This is a genomic window from Serratia entomophila, assembly GCF_021462285.1.
Taxonomy (GTDB): Bacteria; Pseudomonadota; Gammaproteobacteria; order Enterobacterales; family Enterobacteriaceae; genus Serratia; species Serratia entomophila.
Map to the genome: position 1 here is coordinate 1,490,179 of NZ_CP082787.1, position 14,349 is coordinate 1,504,527.

Below are 14,349 nucleotides of genomic sequence, written 5' to 3' on the forward strand. Positions count from 1 at the left end.
CACGAATATCAGTTTTATTTTTCATTCTTCTTGTTATTGAAATTTATATTCCATATAAAACCATATCAGACGGTGCGTTTCATTTAACGAAGCGCCGCCGCATTCAGGATAATCGGCAACGGGAGAAGGTGATGAAACAGGTACGGGTTGGGTTAATCGGCACCGGCTATATCGGGCGTTGTCACGCCATCGCTTATGCGCAGGCCGCCACGGTGTTTCCGCTGAAGGGGGAACTGGTGTTGGAGATGCTGGCGGAGGTGACGCCGGAGCTGGCGGCGCAGCGTGCGGCCGAATTCGGCTTTGCGCGTTCGACCGGCGACTGGCGGCAGCTGGTGGCCGACCCGGCCATTGATGTGGTGGATATTTGCGCCCCGAACTTCCTGCATAAAGAGATGGCGCTGGAGGCGATCCGCCACGGCAAACACGTCTATTCCGAAAAACCGCTGGCGCTGGACGCCGCCGACGCGGCGGAAATGGTGCAAGCCGCCCGCGCCAAAGGGGTCAAGACGCTGGTGGGCTTCAACTATATGAAAAACCCTACCAGCCAGCTGGCACGCGAAATTATCGCCAACGGCGAGATTGGCGAGGTGGTGCACTTTTACGGCACCCACAACGAAGACTATCTGGCCGATCCGCGCACGCCTATCGACTGGCACTGCCGCAAGGCCAGCGCCGGGTTGGGGGCGTTGGGCGATCTGGCGGCGCACATCGTCAATATGGCGCATTACCTGGTGGGGGATATCGTGGCGGTGTCCGGCGATATGCAGACCGTCATCAAACAGCGCCCGGATGCCAAAGACCCAACGCGGATGCACCCGGTGGAAAACGAAGATCAGGCCAGCGCGCTGGTGCGCTTCGCCGGCGGGGCGATGGGCACTCTCGAAACCTCGCGCATCGCCTGTGGGCGCAAGATGGGGCTGACCTACGTGGTCACCGGCACCAAGGGCACGCTCAGCTATACCCAGGAGCGCATGGCCGAGCTGAAGCTGTACCGGCATGATGAGCCGGCGGAGCGGCAGGGGTTCAAAACGCTGCTGGTGGGGCCGAAGCACCCGGACTACGCCGCGTTTTGCATCAGCGCCGGACACGGTATCGGCTTTAACGATCAGAAGACGGTGGAGATCCGCGATCTGGTCAACGGCATCGCCGCCGGCGACCGCATGTGGCCGGATTTCGAAGAGGGCTGGAAGGTGTCTTGCGTGCTGGACGCGATCGCGGCTTCCGCAGAGCAGCGCCGCTGGCTGGAGATCAACCGCGACTAGCTCTGCGGCATGGCGCTCTCCCGCGGGAAAGGAAAGCGCCATTAATTTACTCATTTATTATGTTGTTAACTTAATAACCTAATAACGTATTAACTTAAAACGCAAAGCACGAGCAGCCGAAGGCGCCCCAGAAGGCGTTCTCGTCCGAGACCGGGATGCTCGAGCGGCGAGCGACGTCGTGCTGATGCGCATGCACGCCGCAGGGGCCGCAGCACTGATGGGCCTGGCTCAGCACCCCCACCCGGGTCGCCGCCGACGGCGGTGCGGTGCGGTAATGCCCCGGCACCTGGGTGACCGGCGACCAGTCCGGCAACACCGGTATTGCCGGCGGCGCCAGCGGCGAGAAGCTGCCGGCGGCGTAAACCACCTTGCCGTCCACCAGCGTCATCACCGATTCAATCCCCTTGATTTGCTCTTCCGGCACGCTGAAGTAGTCCTGCGACAGCACCGCCAGATCGGCCAACTGGCCAACCTTGATCTGGCCCTTTTTGCCCTGCTCGGTGGAAAACCAGGCGCTGCCCTGAGTCCACAGCATCAGCGCGGTCTCGCGGTCCAGCCGGGCGCTTTCGTCGTACATCGCCATGCCGCCGACGGTGCGGCCGGAAACCAGCCAATACAGCGCGGTCCAGGGGTTGTAGCTGGCGACGCGCGTGGCGTCGGTGCCCAGCCCGACCGGCAGATCGGCCGCCAGCATTTTCGCCACCGGCGGCGTCTGTTTGGTGGCTTCCAGGCCGTAGCGCTCGGCAAAATATTCCCCCTGAAACGCCATGCGGTGCTGTACCGCAATGCCGCCGCCGAGGGCTTTGACGCGCTCGATGTTGCGCTCGGAAATGGTCTCCGCATGGTCGAAGATCCAGTGCAGGCCGTTGAACGGGATATCGCGGTTTACCTTCTCGAATACGTCGAGCATGCGGCTGATGGATTCATCGTAGGTGGCGTGCAGGCGGAACGGCCAGCGGTGTTCGACCAGATGACGCACCACCCGTTCCAGCTCGTCTTCGGTGCCCGCCGGCAGGTCCGGGCGCGGCTGCAGGAAGTCTTCGAAGTCGGCGGCGGAGAACACCAGCATCTCGCCGGCGCCGTTGTGGCGATAGAAGTCGGTGCCCTGGCCGGGTTTGAGCATGTCGGTCCACAGCTGGAAATCTTCCAGCTCTTGCTTCGGCCGCTGGGTGAACAGGTTATAGGCGATGCGAATGGTCAGTTGCCGTTTCTCATGCAGTTCGGCGATCACCTGATAATCTTCGGGGTAGTTCTGGAAGCCGCCGCCGGCGTCGATGGCGCTGGTCAGGCCGAGGCGATTCAGCTCGCGCATGAACTGGCGCGTGGAGTTGACCTGCTGTTCCAACGGCAGCTTTGGCCCTTTCGCCAGCGTGGCGTACAGGATCATGGCGTTAGGCTTGGCGATCAGCATCCCGGTCGGGTTGCCGTTGGCGTCGCGCTGGATCTCGCCGCCCGGCGGGTTCGGCGTGTCCTTGGTGTAGCCAACCACCTTCAACGCCGCGCGGTTGAGCAGCGCGCGATCGTACAGATGCAGGATAAACACCGGCGTGTCCGGCGCCGCCTGGTTGATCTCTTCCAGCGTCGGCATACGGCGTTCGGCGAACTGGAATTCGGTCCAGCCGCCCACCACCCGCACCCACTGCGGGCTGGGCGTGCGCAATGCCTGTTCCTTCAGCATGCGCAGCGCGTCGGCCAGCGACGGCACGCCCTCCCAGCGCAGCTCCAGATTGTAATTCAGGCCGCCGCGGATCAGGTGCAGGTGCGAATCGTTGAGGCCCGGAACGGCGGTATGGCCGTGCAGATCGATAATTTGCGTTTCCGGCCCGGCGTGCTGCATGACTTCGCTCTCGCTGCCGACGGCCAGAAACTTGCCGTCTTTGATGGCCACCGCCTGCGCGAGGGGGTTTTGGCGATCGACGGTGTGAAATTTACCTTTGGTGATGATCAATGAAGCGTTGTTGCTCATAACATTCTCCCGGCAGGCCGCCTAGCGGCGGGTAAGCCATTGATGAAAAACGCGAGTCACTATTGGCATCCAGAGGAACACCACCAGCGCGACCACGGTGGCGTCATTGAGAAAATGGCCGCGCAGCGTGCCGTTCAGCTGCGGTAGCAGCAGCCCCCAGAACCAGGGCACCAGGTTGGTGGACGGGAAGATCACCAGCAGGGTGATGACAAACTGCTTCCATTTGGCGGGCTGGCGCACGCTGGGGCTGGGCGGGGTAAACCAAAACTCCGCGCCGGGGCGGATTTCGATGCGGTCATTCTCCAGCAGCAGCGGCGTCACTTCCTCGATGTACTTTTTACGCAGCGGCGAGTTGATCCACAGATACAGGTTATCGAGGCTGTCGAAACGCACCAGCACCGTATAGGCCTGTTCTTCGCCGGAAGGGCGGATCACGTTAACGCCGAGGTGGCCGGCGAAGGCGGCGGCCTCCGGCATGATGCGGTTCAGCCAGGCCTCGTAGGCCGGTTCCTGGCCCGGCGCCAGGCGGTGGGTGATGACCAGGGTAACGTGCTGCGGGTGGGCCATAGAGCCGGCTCCTGAAATAACCCCGGCGCGAGGCCGGGGCAGGGATCACTTGACGGTGCGCGCCTGGGCGTGGTGCACCATGGTGTAAGCGTAGTCGACGCCCATGCCGTAAGCGCCGCTGTGTTCGCGCACCAGCGCCATCACCGCGTCGTAGGTGTCCTTGCGCGCCCAGTCGCGTTGGTATTCCAGCAACACCTGCTGCCAGGTCACCGGAACGGCACCGGCCTGCACCATGCGATCGATCGCGCGTTCGTGCGCGTCGGCCGAGGTACCGCCGGAGGTGTCGGTAACCACGTAAACCTCATAGCCGGCCTCCAGCGCCATCAGCGCCGGAAAGGTCAGGCACACTTCGGTCCACAGCGCGGAAATCACCAGCTTTTTACGGCCGGTGGCCTCAACGGCCTTAACGAAGGCGGCATCTTCCCAGGAGTTCATCGAGGTACGTTCAATCGGGGTGATTTCAGGGTGGACCGCCAGCAATTCCGGCCAGATATAGCCGCTGAAGCTTTCGGTTTCGACCGAGGTGAAAAGGGTGGGGACGTTAAAAATCTTGCCGGCTTTCGCCAAACCGACGACGTTGTTTTTCAGCTGCTGACGATCAATATTAGCCACGCCAAAAGACATTTGCGGCTGATGGTCAATAAAAATCAGTGCGGAATTGTCTTTATCAAGTAATTGAAACTTAGACATAATTTACCTTCCCAGTGGTGTTTCGGTTTAACATCTGATGAGTGTGACGCCGATAAAACGCATGGTAGGCAGAGGGCGATTTCAAAGATACCGCAGAATTTTTGCCGACTTGTTGAGTTTTTTTATACACGGGAGGAAGCATGAGATTAAACCTCGAAGCGCTGCTGATTTTGGACGCGCTGGACCGGCATGGCTCTTTTGCCGCCGCCGCCGCCGCGTTGTTTAAAACGCCGTCGGCGCTGAGCTATATGGTGCAAAAGCTGGAGAACGATCTCGACATTCGGCTGCTCGATCGTTCCGGCCATCGGGCGAAATTCACCGACACCGGCAAGCTGATGCTGGACAAAGGCCGGGTGTTGCTGCGGGCGGCGCAGGATCTGGAGCAGCAGGCGCGCTACGTGGAGAACGGTTGGGAAAGCGAGATCACGCTGGGCATCGACGCCTCTTTTCCCTTTACGCGCCTGCTGCCGTTGATTGAGGAGTTTCATCAGCAGCATCACCACACCCGCCTGCGGTTCAGTCATGAAGTGCTGGCGGGCTCCTGGGAATCGCTGGTGTACGGCTGCGCGGATATTATCATCGGCGCCATTTGTGAACCGCCGTCGCGCGTAGGCTATGCTTTTAGCAGGCTGGGGCAGTTGGATTACGTGTTCGTCGTCGCGCCTCAGCACCCGCTGGCGGCGGCGGCGGAGCCCGTGCCGAAGGAGGAGATCCGCCGGCACCGGGCGGTGGTGGTGCGCGATACCTCCCGGGTGAATGCGCCGCAAAACCTCAATATTCTGGAAGAGCAAGATACGCTGACGGTATTCGGCTTTGAGGCCAAGCTGCAGGCGCAGTTGGCCGGGTTGGGATGCGGGTATCTGCCGCGCTATTTGGCGAAACCCCACCTGGCAAGCGGCAGTCTGGTGGCTAAACGCGTCGAAACGGAACGCAGCGGAGACGTCGCCTACTTTGGCTGGCGGGAAAGCGCCGGCGGATTGGCGGCAAAATGGTGGCGCGAGCGGTTGCAGCGCTATGCAGACGACGGAGATGTTTACCCCGCGGGCTGAGGCCGTGCCTGCGGAGCGGACGGACCGCCTACAAGGACATAAGGACATGGAAATGACTATCCGACTTTTGGCGGCGCTGGCGCCGCTGTTGTTGGCGGGATGCGGCGCGGCAACCAAGCCGCAGCCCGTTGCGCCGCATGCGGCGGTTCAGGCGGCTGCCGGGCAAAATTACCCGGAGAAAGTGCGCCTCGCGGTAACGCGCGAATTGCGTTTGCCGGCGGAGCTGAAGTCCAAAAGCTGTTCAATCAGCATTCATCTGCAGCCGGACGGCGCTTTGAAGGATATCAGGGTGCTGAAGGGGGACCCGCAACTGTGCGCGGCGGCCGGCGAGGCGGTGAAAAAAGCCAAAATGCCGAAGATGGCGAACCCGACCGAGTACCTGCTGTTTAACGCGGTGGTGCTGGATTTTGTTCCCTGAAACGATTGAACGGGCCTCGGTGACGAGGCCCGTTTTATTATGCGGCCGGTTGGAAATCCTCCGCGTCCACATCGTAACCGCAAGGCTCCCAGCGGATGGCCAGCAGCGCCGCCAGGCCGGCCAGCGGCGCCAGGGCGATCACCCAAAACACGCCGGTGCCCAGCGCGGCGGACAGCACCGGAAACAGGAATAGCGACAGAGTAGAGCTTGAACGCATCAGCGTCTGGTTGAAACCGACGCCGACGCCGCGCAGCGACGTCGGGTAGCTCAGCGAAGCGAAAGTCATGCTGTGCGAACCTGGGCCGAATCCCTGCCCCAGCAGGAACAGCGCCAGCATGCCGATGGAAACGGCGGCTTGCGCGCCGTCCGCCGGCCGGCCAATCAGCGCCAGCCCCAGCAACGCCGCCAGTTGAAACGCATAACCCAACACCGTCATTTTCCAGGCGCCGACTCTCGGCACCAGCCGCACCGCAATCAGACCGCCGACAAAGGCGAACAACAGGTTAAGCGCCAGAGAAACCAAAATGGTGCTGAGCATCGACTGCGCCAGGAAACTGGACAAGATCACCGGCAGCCCGAAGGCCACGGCGTTATAGGCGAACGACGAGGCGATGGCGATAAGGGTGGCCAAAATAGTGCGGCGCAGATAGACCCCTTGCAGCAACGCGCCGTAGTTGCGCCAGGAAGCGCGCCGGGCCTGCGCCGGTACGCCGCGCTCGGCATCCGCCGCCACCACGGCGTTAACGTTATAGGAGCGGCGCAAAATGGCCGCGGCGCCCTCGAGATCGCCCTGATTGGCGGCCCACACCGGCGATTCGCTCATATAGCGGCTGCGGATGGCGATGATCGCCAGCGCCGGCACCGCGCCGAAACCGAGGATCAGACGCCACAGCCAGTCGGTATGGCTCTCCGGCAGCACCGCATACAGCAGCAACACCAGCAGATAGGAGACGCTGATCGCCGCATACCAGGTGGGGCACCACATGGCGATACGCGCCGCCTTGTTGCCGCGCCCGGACAGCTTGGAAAACTCCGCCAGAAACGCCATCGCCACCGGCAGATCGATGCCGACCCCGAGGCCCATCACAAAACGCGCGCCGCCCAGCACCCACTCATTGGGCGCAAAGGCGCAGGCCAGCGCGGCGACCACGAAAAAGAACATATCGGCCATAAATACCCGGTAGCGGCCGATTTTGTCGGTCAGATAACCGCCGATAAAGGCGCCGACAATCGCCCCGAAGGTGATGGCCGACGCCACCAGGCCGGTGCCGGTGGGGGTGAGATTGAATTCGCGCGCCACGTCCTTGATGCCGAACGCCAGCGCGCCCAGATCGTAGGCGTCGAGGAACACTCCGCCCAGCGCGATGGCCACCACCACCCGCGCATTATTGCGTTTGGCGGCACCGCCGTTGACCAGCGCCGAAACGTCGGCGGCGCTGCGAATGCTGACCGCCTCGGCGGCCGAAAAATCGCTTTTCCCTGCAGAAAGGGCGCTGGGCGCCGCTATATAACTGGACATGATAGTTTTTCTTAGTAGGCAAAAATCCGAGCATAACGGCGCATCATCAGCGCTAACCAATTCTTTCTGGTTATAAGCATACAACCGGAAGTTGTTGAAAAATAATCATGTTCAGGTAAAAGCCGCCCACAGCGGGGTAAGTATGGCTCGCCCGGGCTGAAGCAGACGAAGTGCGTGCCGAATGTGAAAAAATTTCATTGCAGGCGCAATGCAAATAGCTGATTTTTAACTTTGCTTTGCCGCTTTCGTTATTTTGAGCGCCCATGCCGCTCGCAGATACTGTGGAAAATTCCATAACGCGAGCCGCGAGATGCCTTCAGCCAAAAGCCACAGCCACTATTTACACCCCGAGCAGCGCAGCCGGATCCAGCAGCTTTATCGGCGCTGGTATTGGCGGATGGAGCTGCCTACCTGGGGCATTATGGCGGCGGTGTACGGCGGCTGGTTCGGCGTTACGCAGCATTGGCAAACGCTTGGCCCCTGGCTGGGTGCGCCGCTGCTGATCCTGCTGACCACCTGGTACATGTCGCTGCAGCATGAGCTGATCCACGGCCACCCGACGCGCTGGCCGCGCGTCAATCAGCTGTTTGGCCTGCTGCCGCTGGCGGTGTGGTACCCCTACGGGCTGTACCGCGATTCGCATATTCAGCACCATCGCAACGAACATTTGACCGATCCGCATGAAGACCCCGAAAGCTATTACTTCAGCCAGGCGCAGTGGCGGCGTTTTCCCCGGCTGTTCCCGTTACTGGCCAGGGTGCGCAATACGCTGGCCGGCAGGGTGGCGTTCGGCCCGGCGCTGGATATCGCCGCGACGCTGGCCAACGCGCTGAAAGCGATCCTCGGCGGCGATCTGCGGGCTCTGGCCATGTGGCTGACGCATCTGGCGCTGCTGACGCTGGTGCTTCATTGGCTGCAGGCGCAGGGCATCGGCGCAGGATTTTATCTGTGGGTTATCAGCTACCCGGCGCTGGCGCTGACCAAGATAAGATCGTTTTTTGAGCATCGCGCCGTGGAAGCTCCGCAGGCACGTTCTATTATTAATGAGGCGGCCTGGCCCTGGCGGCTGCTGTTTCTCAATTTGAACTATCATTTAGTACATCACGACTTGCCCGGTTTGCCCTGGTACGGCTTGCGGGAGGTCTACCTGGCGGAGCGCGACGCCTACCGGCAGCGCAGCCAGGGGTTCGTGGCGCAGGGGTATGGCGAGTGGGTGAACGCCTACGCTTTTACCCCGATCGCCGTCGAAGTGCATCCGTTCAGCACCCTCGAGCCGGCCGAACGGCCGCAGGGCGAACGCGAGGCCTGGGCGGCGGAGACATTTATTGCGCGATGGAAGCGCGCTTCTCAGGATTTTCCAACCGATCTGGCCAAATAGCCGGAAACCAACAACAAGAGGAAAAGTATGGCAATCACCCCATTACGCGGACGTTTATTGGCGCTGGCGCTGGCCATGTTCAGCATCGGCGGCGCCGCGCAGGCGGCCGATTCGGTGCGCGTCGGCTCCAAGATCGACACCGAAGGTTCGCTGCTTGGCAACATTATCGTGCAGGTGCTGGAGTCCAACGGCATCAAAACCACCAACAAACTGCAGCTCGGCACCACCAAGGTGCTGCGCGGGGCGATCGCTTCCGGCGAGATTGACCTGTATCCGGAATATACCGGCAACGGCGCGTTCTTCTTCTCCGATGAGAAAGATCCGGCATGGAAAAACGCCCAGGCCGGCTTCGAGAAGGTGAAAAAGCTCGATTACGACAAAAATAAAATCGTCTGGTTGGATGCCGCTCCGGCCAACAACACCTGGACCATCGCTATTCGCCAGGACGTGGCGGACGCCAATCATCTGCAAACGCTGGCCGATCTCGGCAAGTGGATCAACGGCGGCGGCAAATTCAAGCTGGCGGCGTCGGCGGAGTTTATCGAACGCCCGGATGCGCTGCCGGCGTTCCAGAGCGCCTACGGCTTCAAACTGAATCAGGACCAGCTGCTGTCGCTGGCGGGCGGCGATACCGCGGTGACCATTAAAGCGGCGGCGGAGCAAACCTCCGGCGTGAATGCGGCGATGGCCTACGGCACCGACGGCCCGGTGGCGGCGCTGGGCCTGCGGACGCTGGAAGATCCCAAAGGGGTGCAGCCGATTTACGCCCCGGCGCCGATTATTCGCGAAGCGGCGCTCAAGCAGCACGCCAACATCGCCGAACTGCTGAAGCCGGTGTTCGCCTCACTCGACGGCCCGACGCTGCAAAAGCTCAACGCGCAGATTGCGGTGGAGGGCCAGGACGCCAAGCAGGTGGCGGCCGCTTACCTGAAAGAGAAAGGGTTTGTTAAGGGATAGCGCTGAGGCTCCCGCTCTTCCGCCGGAAGAGCGGGAGAACAGGGCCCATTTGTTATGGAGCCGGAGAGTTTCTTTGATTGCTGTAAATAACCGCGTATTGCTGACACTGTTTATCCTGTTGCTGCTGGCCGCGTTTGGCCTGCCGTTTCTGAGCTATGCCCCCAACCGCCTGCTGTCGGGCAAAAGCATCTCCCTGATTTCCCTGCTGCATGGCCCGGCGCTGTGGCTGCTGTTGCCGATGGCGGCGCTGGCGGTCCTCAGCCTGTTGGCGCCGCTGCGCCGCCGTGCGCTGCTGACGGCGCTGGCCGCCTGCGCGCTATTGGCGTTGACCTTCTGGCTGAGCGGCCACGCCGCCGGGCGGCTGGCGCAGGAAGGTTCGCCGCTGGCGCGCACTTCCTGGGGCAGCGGTTGCTGGCTGATGATGGCGCTGAGCCTCTTGATCGCCGCCGACGCCATGGCGCGCATTACCGCTTCGCACCTGTGGCGCATCTTGGGCAACGCGCTGGTGGTGCTGCCGGTGGTGGCGCTGCTGCTTAGCCATCAACTCGATACGCTGTCGCTGCTGAAGGAGTATCACAACCGGCAGGAGGTGTTCGACGCCGCCCTGCTGCAACACCTGAGCATTCTGCTGGCCACGCTGGTGCCGGCGCTGCTGATCGGCGTGCCGCTCGGGGTGCTGTGCTTCCGCTCCGAACGCTGGCAAGCCCCGATTTTCTCCACGCTCAACATCATTCAGACCGTCCCGTCGATTGCGCTGTTCGGCCTGCTGATTGCGCCGCTGGCGGGGTTGGCGACGGCGGTGCCCTGGCTGGCGGAACACGGCGTCAGCGGCATCGGCATGGCGCCGGCGATCGTCGCGCTGGTGCTGTACGCCTTGCTGCCGCTGGTGCGCAGCGTGGTGGCCGGGCTACAAAGCGTGCCGGCCAGCGTGATTGAATCGGCGACCGGCATGGGCCTGACGCGCGGACAGATTTTCCTGCGGGTACAGCTGCCGCTGGCGCTGCCGCTGTTTTTGACCGGCGTGCGCATCCTGGCGGTGCAGACCGTCGGCATGGCGGTGGTGGCGGCGCTGATTGGCGCCGGCGGCTTTGGCGCCATCGTGTTCCAGGGGCTGCTCAGCAGCGCGTTGGATCTGGTGCTGCTGGGGGTGATCCCGGTGATCCTGATGGCGGTAATCGTCGATTCGCTGTTTAAATTCATTGTTTCTATTCTGGAAGTGTCACGCCGATGATTCACTTTGACCACGTCAGCAAGATTTTTCAGGGCAAGCCGGCGGTAGACTCCCTCAGGCTGCACATCGCCGAGGGCGAATTCACCGTGCTGATCGGCACCTCGGGTTCCGGCAAGTCCACCACCTTGAAAATGATCAACCGACTGATCGAACATGACGCCGGCAAGATTTACTTTGCCGGTGAAGAGATCCAGAAATTCAAACCGCAGGATTTGCGGCGCCGCATGGGTTATGCCATCCAGTCGATCGGCCTGTTTCCGCACTGGACGGTGGAAGAGAACATCGCCACCGTGCCGCAGCTGTTGAAATGGCCGCGCGCGCGCATTCGCGATCGGGTGAGCGAACTGCTGGAGCTGCTGCACCTGGAGCCGGAACTGTTCCGCCACCGTTATCCGCATCAGCTGTCCGGCGGGCAGCAGCAGCGGGTGGGCGTGGCGCGCGCGCTGGCCGCCGATCCCGAGGTGCTGTTGATGGACGAACCCTTCGGCGCGCTCGATCCGGTGACGCGGGCGGCGCTGCAGGCGGAAATCGCGCGCATTCACCAGCTCTCGGGCCGCACCATCGTACTGGTCACGCATGATATCGACGAGGCGCTGGGGCTGGCGGACCGCATCGTGCTGCTCGATCAGGGGCGTGTGGTGCAGCAGGGCACGCCGTTGGAACTGTTGACCGCACCGGCCAATGATTTCGTGCGTGATTTCTTTGGCCGCAGCGATCGCGGCATCAAGCTGTTGGCGCTGGGCAGGGTCGCCGAACGGGTGCGGCCCGGCGTGGCCGAGGGCGATCCCATCACCGCCGCCATGAGCCTGCGCGAAGCGCTGTCGGTGTTCGTGGCGCGCGGCAGCGATCGCCTGCCGGTGGTGAGCGAACAGGGCGAAGCGCTGGGGGTGCTGCACTTTGCCGACCTGATCGCCGACAAGGCGCTGTCATGAGCGGGCAAACTGCGCGCCGGCTGCGCTGGCTAAAGGATCCGCTGCCCTGGACGGTGGCGCTGCTGCTGGCGTTGGTGTTCGGCATGAATCATCTGCACGGCCTGTTTGCCGCCTGGTTCCCCGATCTGGAACGCCCGGTGTATCAGCAGGACAGCTTTATTTCGTTGGTCGGCGCTCATCTGCTGCTGGTGGCGATTTCCAGCCTGGTCGCCGTGGCGATCGGCGTGGCGGCGGGCGTCGGCGTCACCCGCGGCGCCGGGCGGGAGTTCCGTTCGCTGGTGGAGACCGTGGTGGCGGTGGGACAGACCTTCCCGCCGGTGGCGGTGCTGGCGGTGGCGGTGCCGGTGATGGGCTTCAGCGAACAGCCGGCGATCATCGCGCTGGTGCTGTACGGCCTGCTGCCGATCCTGCAGGGCACGCTGGCGGGTATTGAATCGGTGCCCGCCGCCACCAAAGAGATCGCTCGCGGGGTGGGCATGAGCGCCTGGCAAACGCTGTGGCGCGTCGAGCTGCCGCTGGCGGCGCCGGTGATCGTCGCCGGCATTCGCACTTCGGTGATCATCAACATCGGCACTGCCGCCATCGCTTCCACTGTCGGTACTAAAACCCTCGGTTCACCGATCATTATCGGCCTGAGCGGGTTTAATACCGCCTATGTGATCCAGGGGGCGGCGGTGGTGGCCCTGCTTGCTATCATTACCGACATGCTGTTCGAGCGTTGGGTGCGTTATCTCACCGCCTGGCGTCAGCAGACGTTGGCAATCTCTTCAGCGGGGTAAGGGCATATGAGGCAGGTATCTTTACCGATGTATGGCGTCGGCCATCAGCAGGCCGAGTCCTTCTGGCGGGTGCTGCGCGGCAAACTGTTGCAGCTGGGGTTGGAAGCGCTGCCCGAGCAGCTCAGTTGGCCGGATAATTTGGCGCAACACTGGCGGCGCGACGATCTGCTGCTCAGCCAGACCTGCGGTTATCCGCTGGTCAGCGCGCTGCCGCAGGTGCAGCTGGTCGGCACTTATCATTACCGCGTCGAAGGCTGCGACGGGCCGAACTACCGCAGCTGGCTGGTGGTGCGCGCCGAAGATCCCGGCGAGCGGCTGGTCGACTTTCGCGGCCGGGTGGCGGCTTACAACAGCACCGACTCGCAGTCCGGTTACAACAGCCTGCGCGCGCTGGTTGCGCCGCTGGCTCAGGACGGAAAGTTTTTTGGCGGCGCCATCGCTTCCGGCGCGCACTACCAGTCGCTGAAGCTGATCCAGAGCGGGCAGGCGGACATCGCCGCCATCGACAGCATCAGCATGGAGCTGCTGCGCCGCGCGCAGCCGCGGGCGCTGGACGGTTTGAAGATTATCGGTCGCACTGCGGCGGTGCCGGGCTTGCCGCTGATCACCTCGGCAGCCACGCCGCCGGAACAGCTGGAAATACTGCGCGCCGGCGCCAGGGCGATGCTGGACGAAAGGGTCAGCGACAGCCTGCTGATCGGCGATTTCAGCCTGGTGCCGCGTTCGGCCTACCAGGTGATCGGCACGCTGGAGCAGCAGGCCGCCGCGCAGGGCGTGACGGCGTTGTAAGTTTTTATAGCAAGCCGCCGCCGTCGATATCGATAACGCTGCCGGTGACGAAGCTGTTTTCCATCGCCAGCAGATAACCCGCCGCGATGTCGGCCGCCTGGCCGACCCGGCCGACCGGCAGGCTCTCGCCCACGCGTTCGAACAACGCTTGCCGCTGTGCGGCGCTCATGGCGTCGTAGGCTTCCGTTGCGGTAATGCCGGGGCTGACCACGTTCACTCGCCGGGGCGCCAGCTCTTTCGCCAACTGCTTGCCCACCGCTTCCAACGCGGCGTTGATGCCGGTTTTAATCAACTGGCCGCTGAGATATTTACGCGACAGCTGGCCAGAGGTCAGGGTGATGGAACCCTGCGGCGCCAGCGTCGGCAGGGCCGCCTGTACCGCGCGCAACGTTCCCCAGAATTTGACGTTAAAGTCCGCTTGCGCCTGAGCAATAGCGGTGTCCGCCAGCAGTTTGCCCGAGACTTGCGGGCCGGCGGTGATCGCCAGATGATCGAAGGCGCCCACGGCGGCGAACAATGCGTGCAGCGAGCGCTCATCCGTTATATCCGCCTGCATGATGCGCAGGCCGCATTCTGCTGCCTGGCGTTGCGAACCGGCGGCGCGGCGCGAGGCCAGCACCACGTCGGCGCCGCGCGCCGTTGCCGCATAGGCCACTGCCGCGCCGATACCGCTGCTGCCACCCAGAATTACCAGTTTTTGTCCCAGCAGGGAGGAGTCGGGAATATTCATCATAAGGCCTCTGTGATTGTGAATTTCAACGCTATCTATCTTTCCTGATTGAAAATGAGGAAAAAACCCCGTTGAATGGCAA

The 14,349-nt window shown here is 62.5% G+C and carries 15 protein-coding genes; 9 read left to right on the top strand and 6 right to left on the bottom strand.

The window, feature by feature from the left end; translation table 11 throughout:
• Positions 1-131: 131 nt before the first annotated feature.
• Positions 132-1,262 (top strand): Gfo/Idh/MocA family protein, encoded by a 1,131-nt coding sequence (locus KHA73_RS07390; RefSeq protein ID WP_234590001.1) that lies wholly within the window; start codon positions 132-134, stop codon positions 1,260-1,262.
• A 94-nt stretch (positions 1,263-1,356) separates the two neighbouring features.
• Here KHA73_RS07390 and KHA73_RS07395 read toward each other — a convergent pair whose 3' ends face one another.
• Genes KHA73_RS07395 through KHA73_RS07405 form a run of 3 tightly spaced genes read right to left on the bottom strand, consistent with a single transcriptional unit; the run spans position 1,357 to position 4,485 of the window.
• The gene (locus tag KHA73_RS07395; protein ID WP_234590003.1) at positions 1,357-3,228 is read right to left on the bottom strand and encodes an amidohydrolase; all 1,872 of its coding nucleotides are present in this window, start codon (positions 3,226-3,228) and stop codon (positions 1,357-1,359) included.
• 21 nt (positions 3,229-3,249) lie between these two features.
• On the bottom strand, positions 3,250-3,795 hold the full coding sequence (locus tag KHA73_RS07400) for an antibiotic biosynthesis monooxygenase (RefSeq protein ID WP_234590004.1): 546 nt from the start codon (positions 3,793-3,795) through the stop codon (positions 3,250-3,252).
• A 45-nt stretch (positions 3,796-3,840) separates the two neighbouring features.
• Positions 3,841-4,485 (bottom strand): hydrolase, encoded by a 645-nt coding sequence (locus KHA73_RS07405; protein WP_234590005.1) that lies wholly within the window; start codon positions 4,483-4,485, stop codon positions 3,841-3,843.
• A 140-nt stretch (positions 4,486-4,625) separates the two neighbouring features.
• Between KHA73_RS07405 and KHA73_RS07410 the strand changes: the two genes are divergently transcribed.
• Positions 4,626-5,534 (top strand): LysR substrate-binding domain-containing protein, encoded by a 909-nt coding sequence (locus KHA73_RS07410; RefSeq protein ID WP_234590007.1) that lies wholly within the window; start codon positions 4,626-4,628, stop codon positions 5,532-5,534.
• Positions 5,535-5,586: 52 nt separating this feature from the next.
• On the top strand, positions 5,587-5,952 hold the full coding sequence (locus KHA73_RS07415; RefSeq protein ID WP_234590009.1) for a cell envelope integrity TolA C-terminal domain-containing protein: 366 nt from the start codon (positions 5,587-5,589) through the stop codon (positions 5,950-5,952).
• Between the two features lie 37 nt (positions 5,953-5,989).
• Here KHA73_RS07415 and KHA73_RS07420 read toward each other — a convergent pair whose 3' ends face one another.
• The gene (locus KHA73_RS07420) at positions 5,990-7,471 is read right to left on the bottom strand and encodes an MFS transporter (protein ID WP_234590011.1); all 1,482 of its coding nucleotides are present in this window, start codon (positions 7,469-7,471) and stop codon (positions 5,990-5,992) included.
• 70 nt (positions 7,472-7,541) lie between these two features.
• Positions 7,542-7,766 (bottom strand): hypothetical protein, encoded by a 225-nt coding sequence (locus KHA73_RS07425; RefSeq protein ID WP_234590013.1) that lies wholly within the window; start codon positions 7,764-7,766, stop codon positions 7,542-7,544.
• A gap of 15 nt (positions 7,767-7,781) precedes the next feature.
• Here KHA73_RS07425 and KHA73_RS07430 point away from each other — a divergent pair, with 15 nt between their 5' ends.
• From KHA73_RS07430 to KHA73_RS07455, 6 genes are all read left to right on the top strand, one after another.
• The gene (locus KHA73_RS07430; protein WP_234590015.1) at positions 7,782-8,849 is read left to right on the top strand and encodes a fatty acid desaturase; all 1,068 of its coding nucleotides are present in this window, start codon (positions 7,782-7,784) and stop codon (positions 8,847-8,849) included.
• A 27-nt stretch (positions 8,850-8,876) separates the two neighbouring features.
• Positions 8,877-9,806, top strand: a complete 930-nt coding sequence (osmF, locus tag KHA73_RS07435; protein ID WP_234590016.1) for a glycine betaine ABC transporter substrate-binding protein OsmF — start codon at positions 8,877-8,879, stop codon at positions 9,804-9,806.
• A gap of 76 nt (positions 9,807-9,882) precedes the next feature.
• Positions 9,883-11,037, top strand: a complete 1,155-nt coding sequence (locus KHA73_RS07440) for an ABC transporter permease (protein WP_234591200.1) — start codon at positions 9,883-9,885, stop codon at positions 11,035-11,037.
• Positions 11,034-11,969: an ABC transporter ATP-binding protein gene (locus tag KHA73_RS07445; protein WP_234590017.1), complete on the top strand. Its 936-nt coding sequence runs from the start codon at positions 11,034-11,036 to the stop codon at positions 11,967-11,969. The genes KHA73_RS07440 and KHA73_RS07445 overlap by 4 nt, the downstream gene beginning before the upstream one ends.
• The gene (locus KHA73_RS07450; protein WP_272496166.1) at positions 11,966-12,748 is read left to right on the top strand and encodes an ABC transporter permease; all 783 of its coding nucleotides are present in this window, start codon (positions 11,966-11,968) and stop codon (positions 12,746-12,748) included. Before KHA73_RS07445 ends, KHA73_RS07450 begins: the two co-directional genes overlap by 4 nt.
• Positions 12,749-12,754: 6 nt before the next feature.
• Positions 12,755-13,537 carry a phosphate/phosphite/phosphonate ABC transporter substrate-binding protein gene (locus KHA73_RS07455; protein ID WP_234590018.1) on the top strand — a complete coding sequence of 261 codons (783 nt, stop codon included), beginning with the start codon at positions 12,755-12,757 and terminating at the stop codon, positions 13,535-13,537.
• A gap of 4 nt (positions 13,538-13,541) precedes the next feature.
• Here KHA73_RS07455 and KHA73_RS07460 read toward each other — a convergent pair whose 3' ends face one another.
• Positions 13,542-14,267, bottom strand: coding sequence for an SDR family oxidoreductase (locus tag KHA73_RS07460; protein WP_234591203.1), 726 nt, complete (start codon positions 14,265-14,267; stop codon positions 13,542-13,544).
• Between the last annotated feature and the right edge of the window lie 82 nt (positions 14,268-14,349).

What these genes read in the sequence shown, in the direction of transcription:
- KHA73_RS07430 (WP_234590015.1), top strand. Translation starts at nt 7,782, where the DNA reads ATGCCTTCAGCCAAAAGCCACAGCCACTATTTACACCCCGAGCAGCGC.
- KHA73_RS07410 (WP_234590007.1), top strand. Translation starts at nt 4,626, where the DNA reads ATGAGATTAAACCTCGAAGCGCTGCTGATTTTGGACGCGCTGGACCGG.
- KHA73_RS07425 (WP_234590013.1), bottom strand. Translation starts at nt 7,766, where the DNA reads ATGGAATTTTCCACAGTATCTGCGAGCGGCATGGGCGCTCAAAATAAC.
- KHA73_RS07420 (WP_234590011.1), bottom strand. Translation starts at nt 7,471, where the DNA reads ATGTCCAGTTATATAGCGGCGCCCAGCGCCCTTTCTGCAGGGAAAAGC.
- KHA73_RS07395 (WP_234590003.1), bottom strand. Translation starts at nt 3,228, where the DNA reads ATGAGCAACAACGCTTCATTGATCATCACCAAAGGTAAATTTCACACC.
- KHA73_RS07455 (WP_234590018.1), top strand. Translation starts at nt 12,755, where the DNA reads ATGAGGCAGGTATCTTTACCGATGTATGGCGTCGGCCATCAGCAGGCC.
- KHA73_RS07405 (WP_234590005.1), bottom strand. Translation starts at nt 4,485, where the DNA reads ATGTCTAAGTTTCAATTACTTGATAAAGACAATTCCGCACTGATTTTT.
- osmF (WP_234590016.1), top strand. Translation starts at nt 8,877, where the DNA reads ATGGCAATCACCCCATTACGCGGACGTTTATTGGCGCTGGCGCTGGCC.
- KHA73_RS07460 (WP_234591203.1), bottom strand. Translation starts at nt 14,267, where the DNA reads ATGAATATTCCCGACTCCTCCCTGCTGGGACAAAAACTGGTAATTCTG.
- KHA73_RS07415 (WP_234590009.1), top strand. Translation starts at nt 5,587, where the DNA reads ATGACTATCCGACTTTTGGCGGCGCTGGCGCCGCTGTTGTTGGCGGGA.
- KHA73_RS07400 (WP_234590004.1), bottom strand. Translation starts at nt 3,795, where the DNA reads ATGGCCCACCCGCAGCACGTTACCCTGGTCATCACCCACCGCCTGGCG.
- KHA73_RS07450 (WP_272496166.1), top strand. Translation starts at nt 11,966, where the DNA reads ATGAGCGGGCAAACTGCGCGCCGGCTGCGCTGGCTAAAGGATCCGCTG.
- KHA73_RS07445 (WP_234590017.1), top strand. Translation starts at nt 11,034, where the DNA reads ATGATTCACTTTGACCACGTCAGCAAGATTTTTCAGGGCAAGCCGGCG.
- KHA73_RS07390 (WP_234590001.1), top strand. Translation starts at nt 132, where the DNA reads ATGAAACAGGTACGGGTTGGGTTAATCGGCACCGGCTATATCGGGCGT.